Origin of the sequence: Sideroxyarcus emersonii (assembly GCF_021654335.1) — a bacterium.
Classification (GTDB): Bacteria; Pseudomonadota; Gammaproteobacteria; order Burkholderiales; family Gallionellaceae; genus Sideroxyarcus; species Sideroxyarcus emersonii.
On sequence record NZ_AP023423.1, the window covers coordinates 1,542,227 to 1,559,146 of the forward strand.

13 protein-coding genes and 1 tRNA gene are annotated in these 16,920 nt (G+C 60.1%); 7 read left to right on the plus strand and 7 right to left on the minus strand.

The window, feature by feature from the left end:
- Positions 1-939 carry an RluA family pseudouridine synthase gene (locus L6418_RS07545; protein ID WP_237246313.1) on the minus strand — a complete coding sequence of 313 codons (939 nt, stop codon included), beginning with the start codon at positions 937-939 and terminating at the stop codon, positions 1-3.
- Between the two features lie 361 nt (positions 940-1,300).
- Between L6418_RS07545 and L6418_RS07550 the strand changes: the two genes are divergently transcribed.
- A complete protein-coding gene (locus L6418_RS07550; RefSeq protein ID WP_237246314.1) occupies positions 1,301-3,784 on the plus strand; it encodes an Rne/Rng family ribonuclease in 2,484 nt (827 codons plus the stop codon).
- 70 nt (positions 3,785-3,854) lie between these two features.
- Here the strand turns inward: L6418_RS07550 and L6418_RS07555 are convergent, their stop codons facing one another.
- Positions 3,855-4,343: a low molecular weight protein-tyrosine-phosphatase gene (locus L6418_RS07555; RefSeq protein WP_237246315.1), complete on the minus strand. Its 489-nt coding sequence runs from the start codon at positions 4,341-4,343 to the stop codon at positions 3,855-3,857.
- Positions 4,344-4,392: 49 nt separating this feature from the next.
- Positions 4,393-6,417 (minus strand): excinuclease ABC subunit UvrB, encoded by a 2,025-nt coding sequence (gene uvrB, locus L6418_RS07560; RefSeq protein WP_237246316.1) that lies wholly within the window; start codon positions 6,415-6,417, stop codon positions 4,393-4,395.
- Between the two features lie 159 nt (positions 6,418-6,576).
- On the opposite strand from uvrB, the gene L6418_RS07565 reads away from it, so the two are divergent.
- Positions 6,577-7,206 carry a hypothetical protein gene (locus L6418_RS07565; protein WP_237246317.1) on the plus strand — a complete coding sequence of 210 codons (630 nt, stop codon included), beginning with the start codon at positions 6,577-6,579 and terminating at the stop codon, positions 7,204-7,206.
- Positions 7,207-7,297: 91 nt separating this feature from the next.
- The gene (locus L6418_RS07570) at positions 7,298-7,858 is read left to right on the plus strand and encodes a peroxiredoxin (RefSeq protein ID WP_237246318.1); all 561 of its coding nucleotides are present in this window, start codon (positions 7,298-7,300) and stop codon (positions 7,856-7,858) included.
- Between the two features lie 192 nt (positions 7,859-8,050).
- On the opposite strand, the gene L6418_RS07575 is transcribed toward L6418_RS07570, so the two are convergent.
- From L6418_RS07575 to L6418_RS07585, 3 genes are all read right to left on the minus strand, one after another.
- Complete coding sequence (locus tag L6418_RS07575) at positions 8,051-8,380, minus strand: c-type cytochrome (protein WP_237246319.1); 330 nt, start codon at positions 8,378-8,380, stop codon at positions 8,051-8,053.
- Positions 8,381-8,501: 121 nt separating this feature from the next.
- A complete protein-coding gene (locus tag L6418_RS07580) occupies positions 8,502-9,305 on the minus strand; it encodes a zinc-dependent peptidase (RefSeq protein WP_237246320.1) in 804 nt (267 codons plus the stop codon).
- A gap of 48 nt (positions 9,306-9,353) precedes the next feature.
- Positions 9,354-10,241, minus strand: coding sequence for an ROK family protein (locus tag L6418_RS07585; RefSeq protein WP_237246321.1), 888 nt, complete (start codon positions 10,239-10,241; stop codon positions 9,354-9,356).
- Between the two features lie 150 nt (positions 10,242-10,391).
- Here L6418_RS07585 and L6418_RS07590 point away from each other — a divergent pair, with 150 nt between their 5' ends.
- The 3 genes from L6418_RS07590 (at position 10,392) to L6418_RS07600 (ending at position 13,538) form a co-directional block, all read left to right on the plus strand.
- Positions 10,392-11,297: a sensor domain-containing diguanylate cyclase gene (locus L6418_RS07590; RefSeq protein ID WP_237246322.1), complete on the plus strand. Its 906-nt coding sequence runs from the start codon at positions 10,392-10,394 to the stop codon at positions 11,295-11,297.
- Between the two features lie 77 nt (positions 11,298-11,374).
- Entirely contained in the window at positions 11,375-12,568 is a 1,194-nt protein-coding gene (locus tag L6418_RS07595; RefSeq protein ID WP_237246323.1) for a pyridoxal phosphate-dependent aminotransferase, read from the plus strand.
- Between the two features lie 4 nt (positions 12,569-12,572).
- Entirely contained in the window at positions 12,573-13,538 is a 966-nt protein-coding gene (locus L6418_RS07600; protein ID WP_237246324.1) for an HDOD domain-containing protein, read from the plus strand.
- Positions 13,539-13,546: 8 nt separating this feature from the next.
- On the opposite strand, the gene L6418_RS07605 is transcribed toward L6418_RS07600, so the two are convergent.
- Positions 13,547-16,540, minus strand: coding sequence for an AsmA-like C-terminal region-containing protein (locus L6418_RS07605; protein WP_237246325.1), 2,994 nt, complete (start codon positions 16,538-16,540; stop codon positions 13,547-13,549).
- 145 nt (positions 16,541-16,685) lie between these two features.
- Between L6418_RS07605 and L6418_RS07610 the strand changes: the two genes are divergently transcribed.
- Positions 16,686-16,761, plus strand: a tRNA-Asn gene (locus L6418_RS07610).
- The last annotated feature ends 159 nt before the right edge of the window (positions 16,762-16,920 follow it).

Sequence of the window (16,920 nt, forward strand, 5' to 3'; positions counted from 1 at the left end):
TTAAGCGGTTGCGGCATCCAGCTTGACGAGGAAACTCTGCAGTTCGGGCGGCAACGGTGCCACGATGCTGAGCGGCTCGCCGGTCAGCGGATGGTTGAAGGAGATGGAATGCGCATGCAAAAACATACGTTTCAGGCCGCGCTTCGCCAGTTCCTTGTTGCGTGCGAAATCGCCGTATTTGTCGTCGCCAGCAATGGGGAAGCCGAGATGCGACAGGTGCACGCGGATCTGGTGGGTGCGTCCGGTCTTCAGCTGCGCTTCCAGCAAAGTGAATTCCGGCCAGCCCTTCTGCAAGGTAAAGATCGTATGCGAGGCCTGCCCGTCTTCGCGCACCATCACCCGCTTCTCGCCCTGCGGCGTGTCGAATTTGTGCAGCGGCAGCTTCACATGCTGTTTGGCGTTCTTCCACTGCCCCAGCACCAGGGCAAAATAGCGCTTGTCGCTGTTGCCCTCGCGCATGATCTCGTGCAGTCCGGTCAGCGCCGAACGCTTCTTGGCCACCAGCAGCACGCCCGATGTCTCGCGGTCCAGCCGGTGTACCAGTTCCAGGAACTTGGCTTGCGGCCGCGCGCTGCGCAGTTGCTCGATGACCCCGAAACTCACCCCGCTGCCGCCATGTACCGCCGTCCCGGACGGTTTATTGATGGCGATCAGTGCTTCGTCTTCGTACAAAACGGGGAATTCGGTGGCCGGAACGTATTCGCTTTCCGGCTTTTCCGCTACGCGAATAGGGGGAATACGCAGGATATCGCCCGTCTGCAGCCGGTAGGTCTGGTCCACACGCTTCTTGTTGACCCGGACCTCCCCCCGCAGGATGCGATAGACATGGCTCTTGGGTACGCCTTTCAGGTGGCGGAACAGGAAGTTATCGATACGCTGCCCGTCGCTGCCCTCGTCTATTTCCAGCCAGCTGACAGAGTCTTTGCTTAAACCATTCATTTTGAATATACTTCGCGCCTCGCGTGTGCGCCTTCGTGAAACGGGATGATCATTTTCCCCCGTCCAACCTAAGGCAGGCAATCAAGCCGCCTACGAAGCAGCCCCGCCCGGTTATCTCACTCACCGGAGACAAGCAGTGATGGTAATTGATTTGCGCGCTCTAAGCACGAAAGCAGATAGATTTTGGTGTGCTGCCCCCTTATTCAGGCGGCATACAGCTACAGACAAGCTAAACAACGAGAAGAAGAACTTTGAAACATCGTCGTCACCACAACTCATTGGCAGTTTGCACGACCCTCATTCTCGCGCGCTAAGCGGCGCGTAGCTTTGTCCTGCCCGTGTCAGAGCGCGGGAGAAAAATATGAAACGCATGTTATTCAATGCGACGCAGCCGGAAGAACTCCGCGTCGCCATTGTGGACGGTCAGAAACTCATCGACCTCGACATTGAAACCGCCGGCAAAGAGCAGCGCAAAAGCAACATCTACAAAGCCATCATCACCCGCATCGAGCCCAGCCTCGAAGCCTGTTTCGTGGAATACGGCGGTACCCGCCACGGTTTCCTCCCCTTCAAGGAAGTCTCCCCCCAGTATTACCAGCCCGGCGCCGGCAGCCGTTCTTCCATCAAGGAAGCGCTGAAAGAAGGCCAGGAACTGCTGGTTCAGGTGGAAAAAGACGAGCGCGGCAACAAGGGCGCCGCCCTCACCACATATATAAGTCTGGCCGGCCGTTACATCGTGCTGATGCCAAACAACCCCAACGGCGGCGGTGTTTCTCGCCGTATCGAAGGCGAGGACCGCAACGAATTGCGCGACGTGCTGGCGCAGATGGAAGTGCCTCATGGCATGAGCATCATCGCCCGCACCGCCGGCATCGGCCGCAACCTGGAAGAGCTGCAGTGGGACCTGGATTACCTCAAGCAACTGTGGGACGCCATCGAAGGCGCCGCCAAAGCAGAAAAAGCCCCGTCGCTGATCTACTTGGAAAGCAGCCTGGTCGTGCGCGCCATCCGCGACTACTTCAACCCGGAGATCGGCGAGATCCTGATCGACACCGATGACATCTTCCAGCAGGCGCAAGCCTTCATGGGCACGGTGATGCCGGACCATGTCGACCGCATCAAGCGCTACCACGACGATGTACCGCTGTTCTCGCGCTTCCAGATCGAGCACCAGATCGAGTCCGCCCATGCACGCCAGGTGAACCTGCCTTCCGGCGGCGCCATCGTGATCGACCATACCGAAGCCCTGACCGCGATCGACATCAACTCCGCACGTTCGACGCGCGGCGGCGACATCGAAACCACCGCCTACAACACCAACCTGGAAGCGGCCGACGAGATTGCCCGACAGTTGCGCCTGCGCGACCTGGGCGGCCTCATCGTCATCGACTTCATCGACATGGAATCGAGCAAGAACCAGCGCGAAGTGGAGAACCGCCTGCGCGACGCCCTGCACTTCGACCGTGCCCGCATCCAGACTGCCAAGATCTCGCGTTTCGGCCTGCTGGAGCTGTCGCGCCAGCGCCTGGCACCCAGCCTGGAAGAAAGCAACCACACCACCTGCCCGCGCTGCAACGGCATCGGCCATATCCGCGGCACGGAATCGTCCGCGCTGAACATCCTGCGCATCATCCAGGAAGAAGCAATGAAGGACAGCAGCGCCGCCATCCATGCACAGGTGCCGGTGGACGTAGCCACCTTCCTGCTCAACGAAAAGCGCAACGACATCCATCGCATCGAATCGCGCTTCAAGGTCGGCGTCACCATCATCCCCAATCCGCATATGGAAACGCCGCACTACAGCGTGAACCGCCTGCGCCAGGACGACATCACTGCCGACCACCTGCAAGCCAGCTACAAGCTGGTGGAAAAACCGGAAGAAACCAAGCCGGCGACTACGCCCACTGCCCAAGAGATCAAGGCACAGCGCCCGCAAGCTGCGGTGCGCGGCATCACCCCGGCACAACCGGCTCCCAAGCATGAAGTCAAGGTGGAGAAGAAGACCTCCCTGCTCGGCGGACTGTTCGGCTGGTTCAAGTCGCTGGGCGGTGAAAGCGAACCCGAGAAACCCGCGGCACCCGCCAAGGGCAGTCGCAACAACCAGCGCCGCGAGCGCGGGGAACGTGGCGAGCGCGGCGAAGGCGGCAACAAACCGCGCCGCGAGCGGGCAGAACGTGGTGAGCGCGGCGAAGGAGGCAACAAACCGCGCCGCGAGCGCGAAGAAGCTCCGCGCGGCGACAAGGCCCAGGCAGAGAATCGCGGCGAGCGCCAGCAACAGCAGCCGCGCCAGCCTCGCCCGGCCAACGCGGAAAAACCGGTACTGGAAACGCCCAAGCCGCTCGCAGCGGGTGAACAGGGCGAAGAAGGCAGCGGGAATGGCAACCGCGAGGGCCGCAAGCGCGGTCGCCGCGGCGGCCGTCGCGAGCGCGAGCGTCGCGAGCAGCAAGGTGTGGCCCCGGCCGGTGGCAATGGCGAGGCCCAGGTGAGCGAACAGGCTGTCGCAGCCGCGCCGGTTCCAGCCACCCGCGCCAAGCCGACCGAATACATCGCCTACCCGGAATCGATGAAGAGAGCGAAGCCGACCGAAGTGGTGTGCTACCCGACCCAGACCGTGGCGCAACCCGTCCAGGCAGCGGCAGCAGCCGTTGCACCGGTCGCCGCCCCGATCGACCTGAGCAACAGCGGCCTGACCATGATCGAGACCGATCCGAACAAGGCGGCCAGCATCGCCCCTGTGCCGGAGAGCCACGGACATGCACCGCGCCGTCGCCAGCGTCCACGCGAGGTCTATACCATCGAAAACAACGAACCGTTGCAACAGGTGGAAACGCAAACGCGCAACTGATCGCGCAGGCGGATAACAAAAAGCGCACGGCATGCCGTGCGCTTTTTTATTTGGATCGAACTACCTGCCGTCAGGATGAAACCTGCAGATCGCGCTGGCGCACGTGCTGCAACAAGCCGTTCGCCGCATCCTCGACCAGGTCCAGCACGTGCTCGAAACCATCCGCCCCGCCAAAATACGGATCGGGAACCTCGCGCTCGTCATGGCGCCGGGCGAACTCCAGGAACAGGCCCAGATGGCCCGTCGCATCTTGCGGACGCAAGCGTTTGAGGATATCGAGGTTCGCCTCGTCCATCGCCAGCACATAATCGAAGCGCCTGAAGTCCCCCGCCTCAACCTGACGCCCACGCAGGCTGCTCATGTCATAGCCGCGCTGCCTTGCCGCCCGCTGCGTCCGCGCATCCGGTGCCTCGCCGATGTGGTAATCGTGCGTGCCGGCCGAATCGATGTCGATATGCCCGGCCAGTCCCTCCTGCTCGACATAATGGCGGAACACCGCCTCGGCCGTGGGCGAGCGGCAGATGTTGCCCATGCAAACGAATAAGACCTTGACCTTCATATGCAGTAAACCTCGAACAATTCGGCACGAAATATGTGCCATCCCTTAATCACAACGGCGACTGGAACACGCTTTCGCGCAGCTTCTTCAACTGGTCGCGCAGCTGCGCGGCCCTTTCGAACTCCAGATTCTTCGCGGCCTGCAGCATCTCCTTCTCCAGCCGCGCGATCTCCTTCGACACTTCCTTCTCGCTCATCGCCAGATACTTGGCCTCGGTCTGTGCCAGCTTCAGTGCATGGCGTTCGCCATCCATGTCGTATTCGGTGTCGATGATGTCCTTGATTCGCTTGATCACGGACTGCGGCGTGATGCCGTTGGCCTCGTTGTAGGCCACCTGCTTGGCGCGGCGGCGGTCGGTCTCGTCGATGGCCTTGCGCATCGAGTCGGTGATGCGGTCGGCATACAGGATGGCGGTGCCGTGCAGGTGACGCGCCGCGCGGCCGATGGTCTGAATCAGCGAACGTTCGGAGCGCAGGAAGCCTTCCTTGTCCGCATCCAGGATCGCCACCAGCGACACTTCGGGAATATCCAGACCTTCGCGCAGCAGGTTGATGCCCACCAGCACGTCGAACATGCCCAGGCGCAGGTCGCGGATGATCTCCACGCGCTCCACGGTTTCGATGTCGGAGTGCAGGTAGCGCACCTTGATGCCGTGCTCGGAGAAGTATTCGGTGAGGTCTTCGGCCATGCGCTTGGTCAGCGTGGTGACCAGCACGCGCTCGCCCACGTTGGTGCGCAAGGTCACTTCGGACATCAGGTCATCCACCTGGTTGGTGGCGGGACGCACATCGATGGTCGGGTCGATCAGGCCGGTCGGGCGCACCACCTGCTCCACCACTTGGCCCTGATGCTCGGCCTCGTAGGTGGAAGGCGTGGCGGAGACGAATACCGTCTGGCGCATGATCTTCTCGAACTCGTCGAAACGCAGCGGGCGGTTGTCCAGCGCGGACGGCAGGCGGAAGCCGTAGTTGACCAGATTCTCCTTGCGCGCCCGGTCGCCCTTGTACATGCCGCCGATCTGCGGGATGGTGACGTGGCTCTCGTCGATGATCATCAGCGCGTTCGGCGGCAGGTAATCCATCAGCGTCGGCGGCGGATCGCCGGCCTTGCGCCCGGACAGGTGACGCGAATAGTTCTCGATGCCCTTGGTGAAGCCGATCTCGGCCAGCATCTCCAAGTCGTGGCGCGTGCGCTGCTCGATGCGCTGCGCTTCCACCAGCTTGTTTTCGGCGATGAAGAACGCAATGCGCTCGGCCAGCTCCACCTTGATGGTTTCGATCGCCTTCAAGGTTGTTTCGCGCGGCGTCACGTAATGGCTGGAAGGATAAACGGTGTAGCGCGGCAAACGCGTCTGGATGTGGCCGGTGAGCGGATCGAATAACGACAGCGATTCCACCTCGTCGTCGAACAGCGTCACGCGCAGCGCGTTCTCGCTGCTTTCCGCAGGGAAGATGTCGATCACATCGCCGCGCACGCGGAAGTGGCCGCGGTTGAAATCGATGTCGTTGCGCTCGTACTGCATCGCCACCAGGCGCTGGATCACGTCGCGCTGCGCCATCTTCTCGTTCTCGCGCAGGTGCAGGATCATGCCGTGGTAATCCACCGGATCGCCGATACCGTAGATGGCCGAGACGGTGGCAACGATCACACAGTCCTGTCGCTCCAGCATGGACTTGGTCGCGGACAGGCGCATCTGCTCGATCTGTTCGTTGATGCTGGAATCCTTCTCGATATACACATCGCGCGACGGCACATAGGCCTCGGGCTGGTAATAGTCGTAATAGGAAACGAAATACTCCACCGCGTTCTCGGGGAAGAACTCGCGCATCTCGGAATACAACTGCGCCGCCAGCGTCTTGTTCGGCGCCATCACGATGGCCGGCCGCCCGGTGCGCGCGATCACGTTGGCCATGGTGAAGGTCTTGCCGGAACCGGTCACCCCCAGCAGCGTCTGGTACGCCAGCCCGTCATTGATGCCTTCCACCAGCTGCGCGATGGCCGTGGGCTGGTCGCCCGCCGGGTCGAACGGCAGGTGCAGCAGGTACGGGCTGTTGGGAAAGGTGATGGTTTTCATGGTCAGCCGCGTATTGTACGGGGAATGGGTGGATTGCCAAACCAATGAAAATCTCTGAGTCATTCACAAAGTGACAATGCCACCGTAAATAGGTAGCATGCCCGCTCAATAAATAGGCTGTCTAAACCTAATTGTTAGGCGTGAACAAAAGGCGTCGCTATGTCCACAGAATTGTCATCACTTGTAATAGCCGGCGCGATTGGTTTTGCATCTGCGATATTTGCGGAACCGCTCCGGCGGTGGATTTTTAGCCCTAAACTCATTCTTAGCTTCGAAGACAGCTTAGATTACAGAACGCGCACGCCTGAAACGGCGACATTTCGTGATCCAGAAATTTCGGCAGTTCCTATCCATAGCAACCATGAGGCAGAGTACGTAAGAATTAGGGTCATTAACGATGCGCGACCAATGGCGAAAGAATGTCGTGCATATCTCGTTGGAATTGAAAAGAAACAAACCAACGGCGCTTTTGAGCCGACCATTTACTGCGACAGCATTCCCCTCGCATGGTCTTGCCGCGAAGAAAAAGCATACGAATCGGTAGACATACCAAACGGAGTAGCGCAATTTATTGACGTCGTTTCCGTACGCAGCATTTCAGATAATTACCGACTCGAAATAAAACCCTTACCACATAGATATGTCGGTTTTCTTCACGACAAAGGCACCTTCCGATTAACAGTGCAGGTATCAGGAGAAAACGTGAAGCCCGTATTCATTCGTGTTCAGTTCACTTGGAACGGGAAATGGGATGATTACCATGTCCAGCCAGACGATTCTCACACCTAACTGCGCTTCCCCAATTAGAAAACCCAATTAAAGAATTAAAGGGGTTCACAATAGTATGTCAGTCATTATGCTAGCCTCGAAAAAAATAAATATGAAAAACCTTCACGTACTGCCAGACGACCTGCCCGTTCCCCAGGATGACGGTGCGTGTGCCCATTTGCATGGCATGCAAATGCCCTCCATCTCCTTGGCAAGTACGTCTGGCCGCACAGTCGACCTCGGTTCGGAAAGCGGAATGGTCGTTGCCTATTTCTACCCCATGACCGGCAGGCCGGATGCACCGCCGATGATCGGCTGGAACGAGATTCCGGGGGCGCGTGGATGCACGCCGCAAACCTGTGCTTTCCGCGATCATCATGCCGAGCTGCGCGGATTGGGGGCCACGGTGTATGGCGTGAGTGCGCAAGCGCAGGAAGACCAGAAGGAAGCGGTGCAGCGCCTGCACCTGCCTTTCGAGTTGTTGAGCGATAGTGCCTTTGAATTGACGAGCGCCTTGCACCTGCCGACTTTCGAATACAACTCGTTACGCCTGATCAAACGGCTTACGCTCATCATCGAAGATGGAAGGATACGCAAAGTGTTCTATCCGGTCTTTCCGCCGAACGAGAACGCGGACAATGTCATCGCCTGGCTGCGGACGAACAGGGCCTGACCGCGAAAGATCGCTTTCGAAAATACACCCTCGCCGCAAGCAAGCAGGAACGGGAATCTTCATGACATATCGTCTAGCAACAAGGAAAGACGGCGATCTTCGGCATATATGCTTGCAGATCGCCTTTGGGTGCGGCTTGCAGGCAGCTTAACTAAGTGCAGATGCGCACGAGTGCGCGACAACCGCCTCTGATCAATGCAGCGCGAGTATCCAGTCCACCAGTTCCTTCGCCTCGGCCTCGGACACGTCGGGGCGCTTCCACCCTGCAGGTGGCATCGGGACATAACCCCAGTGACCCACGCCGCCTTTCTTGATCATTTGCACCAGGTTCGCTTCGGCATCGGCTTTGCCGCTGTATTTCTGCGCGATCGTCTTGAACCCGGTTGCCCTGCCGATCTTGTTATCCACCGAGTGGCAGATGAGGCATTGCTTCTCTTCGGCGAGTTTCTGCGGATCGGCATGGGCGGCCGAAACCACAGCCACGAAAGAGAGAGCTGCGATGGGAATCGATAACTTGGTCATGATCTTCCTTTGCTGGAGTAAGTTTATGTTCGCCGAGTCTGGAAGCATTAGCATTCTAGCCGTTTCCTGCCCATGATTTCATCTGCCGAAAATCGGAGGCATGACATCCAGACATATGGGACTACAGCCCCGTCCCCTGCGATAGTCGTGCCAGCGGGTCCTGCCGATAGAAGCGCGCCAATAACCCATACACCGCCGGATACTCCAGCTTCAGCAGGTCAGACGCCTCGAAGAAATATTCGGTGAGCACCGCAAAGAACTCGGCCGGGCTCTCGGTGGCGTACGGGTCGATCACCGTATCTTCGCCGTCGTCCACGCGGTGGCAGAGGTCGTCGTAGGCAGTTTGAAATTCGCGCGCCCATTCTGCCGGGTCGATGCCGGAATGCAGCGGCGGCCGGCCGTTGGCGTCACCGTTCTTCATGTCCAGCTTGTGGGCGAATTCGTGGATCACGACGTTGAAGCCCTCGCCTTGCCCGGAGTGTTCCACGTCCTCCCACGACAGCACCATCGGGCCGCCCTGCATCGCTTCGCCGCTGCGCACATGGCGGACATGGTGGACGACGCCGGCCTCGTCCATCTGCTCGCCGTCGTAAATAAACTCGCCCGGATAGACCACAATCTCGCGCCAGCCTTCGTACCAGTCGTAGCCGATGTTCAGCACCGGCAGTGCCGCGAAGGCGGCGATGGCGGTAGCCATGCCGTCGTCCACCTCGATCCCGCCGGCCCCGGAGAACGCCTTGTCGGCCAGCAACTGCATCGCCAGTTCGCGCAGCCGCGCCCGCTCTGCGACCTCCAGCCCGTCGAACAGCGGCAGCCCCATGACCGCCTGCCAGGTTGCCTCGTCCAGCGCATGCTCGCCCTTGCCGCTGCTGAACAAGCTGGACAATAGCGCCAGAGGAATGTTCTTTGCATCACGCAACCGCATGTTCCGCTTTCTCTCTCAGATCGGGATTCATGGATGGAGACAGGACGACTATAGCCACGCCGCGCCGCGCACGCCGCTTGAGTCGCCGAAGCGGTGCTTCACCAGCCTGGTATCCACCCTGTCCGAGAACACCCAGTTGCCCCATAGCTTCGGCACATTCGCATACAGCCGCTCGATGTTGGACATGCCGCCGCCCAGCACGATGACGTCCGGGTCGAGGATATTGATGACGTGTGCGAGGGAACGTACAAGGCGGTTCTCGTAGAGTTGCATGCTGCGCTCGCAGGCGACATCGCCCCGCCCTGCACGCACCATGATCTCTTCTGAACCCAGCGATACGCCCGTTTCGATCTGGTGCAGCTTCGCCATGCCCGGCCCGGAGAGGAAGGTCTCGATGCAGCCGTGCTTGCCGCAATAGCATGGCGGACCGGGAAGTTCCTCCGCCTGCGGCCAGGGCAGCGGGTTGTGGCCCCACTCGCCGGCGATGCCGTTGGGACCGGTGAGAACATGGCCGTTGACGACGATACCCGCGCCGACGCCGGTGCCGAGAATCACGCCGAACACGACCTCCGCCCCTGCCGCCGCGCCGTCCGTCGCTTCGGACAGCGCGAAGCAGTTGGCGTCGTTGCTGATCTGCACCTTGCGTTGCAACAGGGATTCGAGATCCTGCAGGATGGGCTGGCCGTTGAGCACGACCGAATTGGAATTCTTCAGCAGGCCGGTAGCCCGCGAGAGCGCACCGGGCGTGCCGATGCCGAGCGAGCCCTGCTGCCCCAGTTCGGCTTCGGCATCGCGCACCAGCTGGGTGATGGTCTGCAAGGTTTCGTAGTAATCACCCTTGGGCGTGGGCACGCGGCGGCGCAGCAATTCGCGGCCGGCATCGTCGAGCGCGATGATCTCTATCTTGGTGCCGCCGAGGTCTATGCCGAGTCTCATGGTCTGAAAAAGTGGAAATGTGCTTGTCAGTCACGCATTGTACGGACAAAGATTGGATTGCCAACACGCCGGGTTCACGGCACGATGCACCCATGAAGACTTTTTGTCCGCCGCTTGAGGGTGCCTTTTCCCGCAGTCGGGGGTGCAGCCTTGCCTGATCAGGCCGCACTGCACGCATTGCTGCTCGATTCGCTCGAAGAGCAGATCGCCGTGATCGACCGCGAAGGCACCATCGTTTACGTCAATCTTGCCTGGACAACCTTCGGGCTCGAAAACGGGCTGGCTTCCGCTTCTGCCGGCACGGGCAGCAACTATCTGGGGGTCTGCAACATGTCCGGCTCCGGCGGCGACAGCCTTGCCGGCGAAGCCGCAGAAGGGATTCGCGACGTATTGGCCGGCGAGCGCGCTTCCTTCCACTTCGAATATCCCTGCCACAGCCCTGCGGAAAAACGCTGGTTCATGATGCGGGCTGCGCCGCTGCAAGGCGATCCGGGCAACCTGTTCGTGATCTCCCACCACAACATCACCCAACGCAAGCTGGCCGAGGAACAGGTCGAATACCTGTCGCTGCATGACCCGCTCACCGGGCTGGCCAATCGGCGTCATTTCAACCAGTTCCTGAACAACGAATGGCGGCGCGGCATTCGCAGCCGGTCGCCGCTCAGTTTTGTCATGTTCGATCTCGATCACTTCAAGGATTACAACGATGAACTGGGACATCTTGCCGGCGATCAATGCCTGGTCAGGGTTGGCCAGGTCCTGCAGGCGTTTGCCGGCAGGCCCAGCGACCTTGCGGTGCGGTATGGCGGCGAGGAGTTCGGCCTGCTGCTGGGCAGCACCGGCCTTGAGGCCGCTGCCAAAATCGCAGAGGCGGTCAGACAAAAAATCGAAGAACTCGACATGTACCATCGCGAAGCAAAAAGAATAACCGTTAGTGCCGGGGTGGTTTCTGTGATCCCGGATAGCCAACAGACGGAAATGCTCCTGGTTCGCGAAGCAGACAAAGCGCTGTATCTTGCGAAGCAGCAAGGCAGGAACCAGGTAGCCTGCGCATAGGCATCGGCCCCCTCCCGATTCATTCTTGCCCCGCTGAGGGTATAATTCGCACTATCGTTCAACCCCAAGGAATAATCGTGTCTCTCTCCACCCGCGTACAAGCCATCAAACCCTCCCCCACTCTTGCCGTGACTGCCCGAGCGGCCAAGCTCAAGGCGGAAGGCAAGGACATCATCGGACTGGGCGCGGGCGAACCGGATTTCGATACGCCGCAGCACATCAAGGACGCCGCCATCGCGGCGATCAACAAAGGATTCACCAAGTACACCGCCGTCGGCGGCACGCCATCGCTCAAGGCAGCGATCATCGCCAAGTTCAAGCGCGACAACGGACTGGACTACACGCCAAAGCAGATCCTGGTCTCCTGCGGCGGCAAACAGAGTTTCTTTAACCTTGTGCTTGCCACCATCAATCCCGGCGACGAGGTGATCATCCCCGCGCCATATTGGGTTTCGTATCCGGATATCGTGCTCATCGCCGAAGGCAAGCCGGTGATCGTACAGGCCGGCATCGAGCAGGGCTTCAAGATGACGCCGGCACAACTGGCGGCCGCCATCACGCCAAAAACTAAAATGGTGGTGATCAACAGCCCGAGCAACCCGTCCGGCGCGGTCTATTCGATGGAAGACCTGAAAGCGCTGGGTGAGGTATTGCGCAAGCATCCGAACATCCTCATCTCCACCGACGACATGTACGAGCACATCGCCCTGACCGATGCGAAGTTTGCCAACATCCTGAACGCCTGTCCCGATCTGTACCCGCGCACCATGGTGCTGAACGGCGTGTCCAAGGCCTATGCGATGACCGGCTGGCGCATCGGTTACGCGGCGGGTCCCGAGAACATCATCACCGCGATGGAGAATGTGCAGTCGCAAAGCACTTCCAACCCGACCTCGATCTCGCAGGTAGCGGCGGAAGCTGCGCTGAACGGCGACCAGGGCTGCATCGCGCCGATGCTGAAGGCCTTCCGCGAGCGCCATGTGTATGTGGTGAACACCCTGAACAAGATCCCGGGCCTGAGCTGCATCATGGCCGGCGGCGCGTTCTATGCATTCCCCGATGCGCGCCAGGCCATCGCCACGCTGCACAAGAAGGGCACCATCAAGGAAGCGACCGATATCGCCCTGTCCGAATACCTGCTGGTGGAAGCGGGAGTCGCCGTGGTGCCGGGATCGGCCTTCGGCAGCGAGGGCTACATCCGCCTGTCTTTCGCCACGTCGATGGATAATCTGCAAAAAGCGCTGGAGCGCATGGCCAAAGCCCTGTCGTAGCAGCATGAGTATCGAGCAACAACAAGCTGTCGCCGCGGAGGTCTTCGCCGCTCTGGAGAGCGATCGCCTGGAGCTTCCCACCCTGCCGGACATCGCGCTGAAGATCCGCGAGATGATCGACGATCCGAACGTGTCGGCAGACGCCCTCATCCGCCTGCTTTCCACCGACCCGGCCATCTCTGCGCAGATCATCAAGACCGCGAACAGCGCGGCGTTCTCCAAGGGCTCACCGGTGAAAGACCTGCGTGCAGCGATCTCCCGCCTGGGTTATCGCATGCTGCGCAACATGGTGATGCTCATCACCATGAACAATATTTTCAAGGCACAAAGTCCCGCCATCAATCAGAAATTGAACAGATTGTGGGATCACAGCCGCGAGGTCGCCGCAAACAGTTATGTCCTGGCATTGCATCAAAAACATCTGAAACCGGAGCAGGCCATGCTGGCAGGCCTGGTACACGGCCTAGGGGCACTGCCGCTTTGCTTGTACGCCGACCGCCATCATCCCCGCCTCGAGCAGCAGACGCTGGAAGCACTGATCCGCAAGTTCCATCCGCAGATCGGCGTCAAGTTATTGGAGAGCTGGCATTTCCCTCCCGAGATCGTGGGGGTCATCGGACAATACAACCATCTGCAGCGCTCGACTGTGGATGGCGCTTCAGACTATACGGATGTGGTAACGGTGGCCAACCTGATGATGCCGACGACTGCAAAATTCGTCGCGTGGGAAAACGTGCACGCTGCCAACAGGCTCGGCTACACGCCCGGCGAATGCCAGAACTTCCTCTCCTCCCATGCGGAACAGCTTGATGTTGTGCGCGAGATGCTGGGGTTTGCCCCATCGAACTCCGGGAAGCAGGCTCCGGCAACTCCTGCCATCGCGTCAACGACGCCGGCTCAGCCAATGGCCGAAGAAAAACCGGACAGCACCACAGGAATGCTGTCCGGTCTGTTCAATCTGTTCAAGTGACCTGCTGATCAGCGCCCGGCGCGCAACTTCGGCTCGGCCGGTGTGCCGAACAAGGTGAGCACGTTGTTGCCTGCGCGCATCTTGATCTCGGCATTCAGCGTCCCCACAAGCTGGTTGTTTCCGTTCACCTCGAACGAGCCGTTCGAACTCAACATTCCCGAAACAATCTTCAATTGGCGGATACGGCAGACACGATTATCAAGCAGGACTTGACCGATCATTTCGTCGAAATGGGTACGGCCGCCAACCAGGTTATCCCGGCTCAGCAAGCGCGCAGTCTCCACGATGTCGACATTGACGGTTCCCTTCTTGACGGTAAAGTTACCATCCAGATGCGGGGCATCGTCCATCTGCGACAGTTTGGCGCCGGCCATCGAGAACAAGGCCTCGCCGCTCATCTCGCCTTCGACATGGAATTTCGGGAACATCTTGTCCAGATCGAACATCTTGGCGTCCAGGCTGCCTTGCAACTGCCAGCCGTTCTTCCAGCTTAATTTCGCGTTGCCCAGCAGGATGCCGTTGAAGATGTGGGCATCCATTTCGGTGAAGTTGATCTCACCGTCGCCCAAGGCCCCCTTCACGCTGAGGTCGCTGAACACGACTGCCGGCAACACCGGCAGGCTGCTTTCTTTCAGGTTCAGGCCAAGCTGCCAGCGGCCTTCGCTGTTTTGCAGGTCGACGCCGAACTTGTCGTCCGGGCTATGCAGCGCAACCCGGCTGAAGGCACCCTGTGCATCCAGCTCCGCGATGCCGTCGAGCGTGGGCAACGCAACCTCATCGGTCACGATCTTCACGTGTTGCAAGGTCAGGTGCCGCACCGGGAATTGTGCGTTGCCGCCCAGCAGTTTCAGGCTGGCGGCCTGTTTGCCCAGTGCGCTCCCTTCGATGCTGACATCCTGCAACTCGGCCTCATTGATGACCTTGATCGAGGAAAGCAGCGAGAACACATTGAAGTTCAGCACCACAGCGCCGACTTTCACTTCCTGCGCATTGCCGACCGTGACGTTCCGCAGCTGCAATCTTGGAGGCAGCGATGCTGCGCTCAACTCGCCGATATGCACCGGCTGATTCAGCTGTGCAGAAAGGCGTTGTTCCAGCGGAGCGATGTATTCCTTGAGCGGATAGACGTAGGGCAGGACGATGACCACCAGCAGGGCCAGCGCGATCAGGCTGAAGGCGATCTTGCCGAGGGGCAACGGCTTGCGCGGCTTCCTGGCGACAGGAGCCTTGGTTGTCGCCTTGGCCTGGGACAACGCCGCCTGTTGCGCTGCCTGCTCGGCCTCGAGGATGGCTTGGGCCTTTGCACGATGTTCCGCCTCTGCCCAGGCTTGGGCCTGTTCTTCCGCCAGGGCCTGTTCTTCTGCCTGCCGGCGTCTGTCCTCATCCGCCTTGTGGCGGGCCGCCTCGGCCTCCTGCTTGAGTCGCTCCATCTCGGCAGCTGCACTCTTCTTGGCCTGCTTTCCGGATTCGGCCTTCGATTTGGCTTGCGCTTCCGCCTCGGCACGATGTGCAGCCTCCTGCTGTGCCGCCTCCTCGCCCTCAGCAACCGCCGGTGTCTCTGGGGGCGCCACATGAGCAACGACGGGGCTTTCGGGTACAGCCGGGCCGAGGAATTCATCCAGCTTGATCTCGAATGCCGGAGCCTCGGTTGTCTCACCTTCCTTGGCGGCACGGGCTTTTGCCTGAGCTTCGAGTTCTGCAAGCACGGCTGCGCGTTTGGCATCTTCTTCAGCCTCGCGTCTTGCAATTGCTTCGGCCTGGGCTTTGGCTGCCGCTTCTTTTTCTGCCTTGATGCGAGCCTCTTCCTGCTCGGCCTTCAGGCGTGCTTCCGCTTCCTGCCTGGCCTTTTCCTCGGCGATCTGTTTCGCGCGCGCTTCGGCCAATGCCTGCGCTTCCGCCTCGGCACGAATCCTGGCCGCTTCGAGTTCCGCCTTGACGCGGGCGGCTTCTTCTTCGGCTTTCAACCGCGCAGCTTCCGCCTCGGCCTTGGCTTTGGCCGCCGCTTCCAGTTCGGCCTTGACGCGCGCCGCTTCCTCTTCCGCCTTCAGCCGCGCGATCTCGGCTTCGCGCTTGGCCCGCGCCTCCGCTTCGGCCTTGGCTTTGGCCGCCGCTTCCAGCTCGGCCTTGATGCGTGCCGCTTCCTCTTCCGCCTTCAGGCGCGCGATCTCGGCTTCGCGTATGGCCTTTGCTTCCGCTTCGGCCCTGGCTTTGGCAGCCGCTTCCATCTCAGCCTTGATGCGTGCCGCTTCCTGTTCGGCTTTCAAACGTGCAGCCTCGGCCTCCCGTTTGGCCTTCGCTTCGGCCTCCTGCTGGGCGCGTGCCGCTGCTTCGATCTCGGCACGAACCCGCGCTTCGGCTTCGGCCTTTGCCTTGGCTGCCGCTTCCAGGGCCGCTTTGGCGCGCGCAGCCTCTTGCTGGGCCTGCATACGCGCAGCCGCTTCCTGCTTTGCCCTTGCTTCGGCTTGCTCGCGAATGAGCGCCTCCTGCTTGGCCTTGGCTTCGGCCACCGCCCTGGCACGCTCAGCCATCTCTGCTTCCTGCCGCGCCTTGGCCTCGGCTTTGGCGATCGCATCGGCATTCGCGCGCATTTTTGCCGCGTTCATTGCCGCTTCCAGTTCGCTGCGCGCGCGCGCGGCCTCTTCAGCCTTCTGCCTGGCGGCCTGCTCGGCCGCATTCGGTGCGGACGCAGGCCTGATCGTATTGAAATCGAGGTCCAGATCTTCCGGCGGCTTCGGCACGAACATCTTCGGGGGGGAGATCTTTGGGGCGGTGATCTTGGGTTCGACGTGAGGCTTGTTTTTGTCGCGGATATATCCACCCGCAATCAACTCTCTGAGAATGTCATCCCAGCTGGCGCGTAAACTGGGCGGCGCACGCTTGGCCAGTTCTTCTGATGTGGATTTGCTGTCGATGAGGGACAGGATGCGTTTCAGATCACTCGAAAGATTTGCACCTTCCTGTTCGCCTTTGGCGGTTTTGATGAATATCGTTTTTTTATCCATGATCCACGTTAGATATGCCTACTGTCGGCCTCGCATGATTTCTGCGGGGGCGAGCCATAGCAAAATATATAAGAAATCTTCTCCCCAAGACGTTTCTCATATTGACCAAAACGCTCACAGTCATTAGTATAGCGCCCTCATCAATTCCCTGATAGCTCAGTCGGTAGAGCGACGGACTGTTAATCCGCAGGTCCCTGGTTCGAGTCCAGGTCGGGGAGCCAGTTTTGACAAGGGCCAGCGTTCAGACGCTGGCCCTTTTGTTTTCCGGACGTGGTGGGGCCCGCCCCATCATCCCGCCTCATTCGCCTGCGCTACTGGCCGCGATTCTATCGGTAAACCAGGAAAAAAGGGGCTGCCGTTGCAAGCGGCAGCCCCCTTTT

What these genes read in the sequence shown, in the direction of transcription:
- L6418_RS07545 (WP_237246313.1), bottom strand. Translation starts at nt 939, where the DNA reads ATGAATGGTTTAAGCAAAGACTCTGTCAGCTGGCTGGAAATAGACGAG.
- L6418_RS07550 (WP_237246314.1), top strand. Translation starts at nt 1,301, where the DNA reads ATGAAACGCATGTTATTCAATGCGACGCAGCCGGAAGAACTCCGCGTC.
- L6418_RS07555 (WP_237246315.1), bottom strand. Translation starts at nt 4,343, where the DNA reads ATGAAGGTCAAGGTCTTATTCGTTTGCATGGGCAACATCTGCCGCTCG.
- uvrB (WP_237246316.1), bottom strand. Translation starts at nt 6,417, where the DNA reads ATGAAAACCATCACCTTTCCCAACAGCCCGTACCTGCTGCACCTGCCG.
- L6418_RS07565 (WP_237246317.1), top strand. Translation starts at nt 6,577, where the DNA reads ATGTCCACAGAATTGTCATCACTTGTAATAGCCGGCGCGATTGGTTTT.
- L6418_RS07570 (WP_237246318.1), top strand. Translation starts at nt 7,298, where the DNA reads ATGAAAAACCTTCACGTACTGCCAGACGACCTGCCCGTTCCCCAGGAT.
- L6418_RS07575 (WP_237246319.1), bottom strand. Translation starts at nt 8,380, where the DNA reads ATGACCAAGTTATCGATTCCCATCGCAGCTCTCTCTTTCGTGGCTGTG.
- L6418_RS07580 (WP_237246320.1), bottom strand. Translation starts at nt 9,305, where the DNA reads ATGCGGTTGCGTGATGCAAAGAACATTCCTCTGGCGCTATTGTCCAGC.
- L6418_RS07585 (WP_237246321.1), bottom strand. Translation starts at nt 10,241, where the DNA reads ATGAGACTCGGCATAGACCTCGGCGGCACCAAGATAGAGATCATCGCG.
- L6418_RS07600 (WP_237246324.1), top strand. Translation starts at nt 12,573, where the DNA reads ATGAGTATCGAGCAACAACAAGCTGTCGCCGCGGAGGTCTTCGCCGCT.
- L6418_RS07605 (WP_237246325.1), bottom strand. Translation starts at nt 16,540, where the DNA reads ATGGATAAAAAAACGATATTCATCAAAACCGCCAAAGGCGAACAGGAA.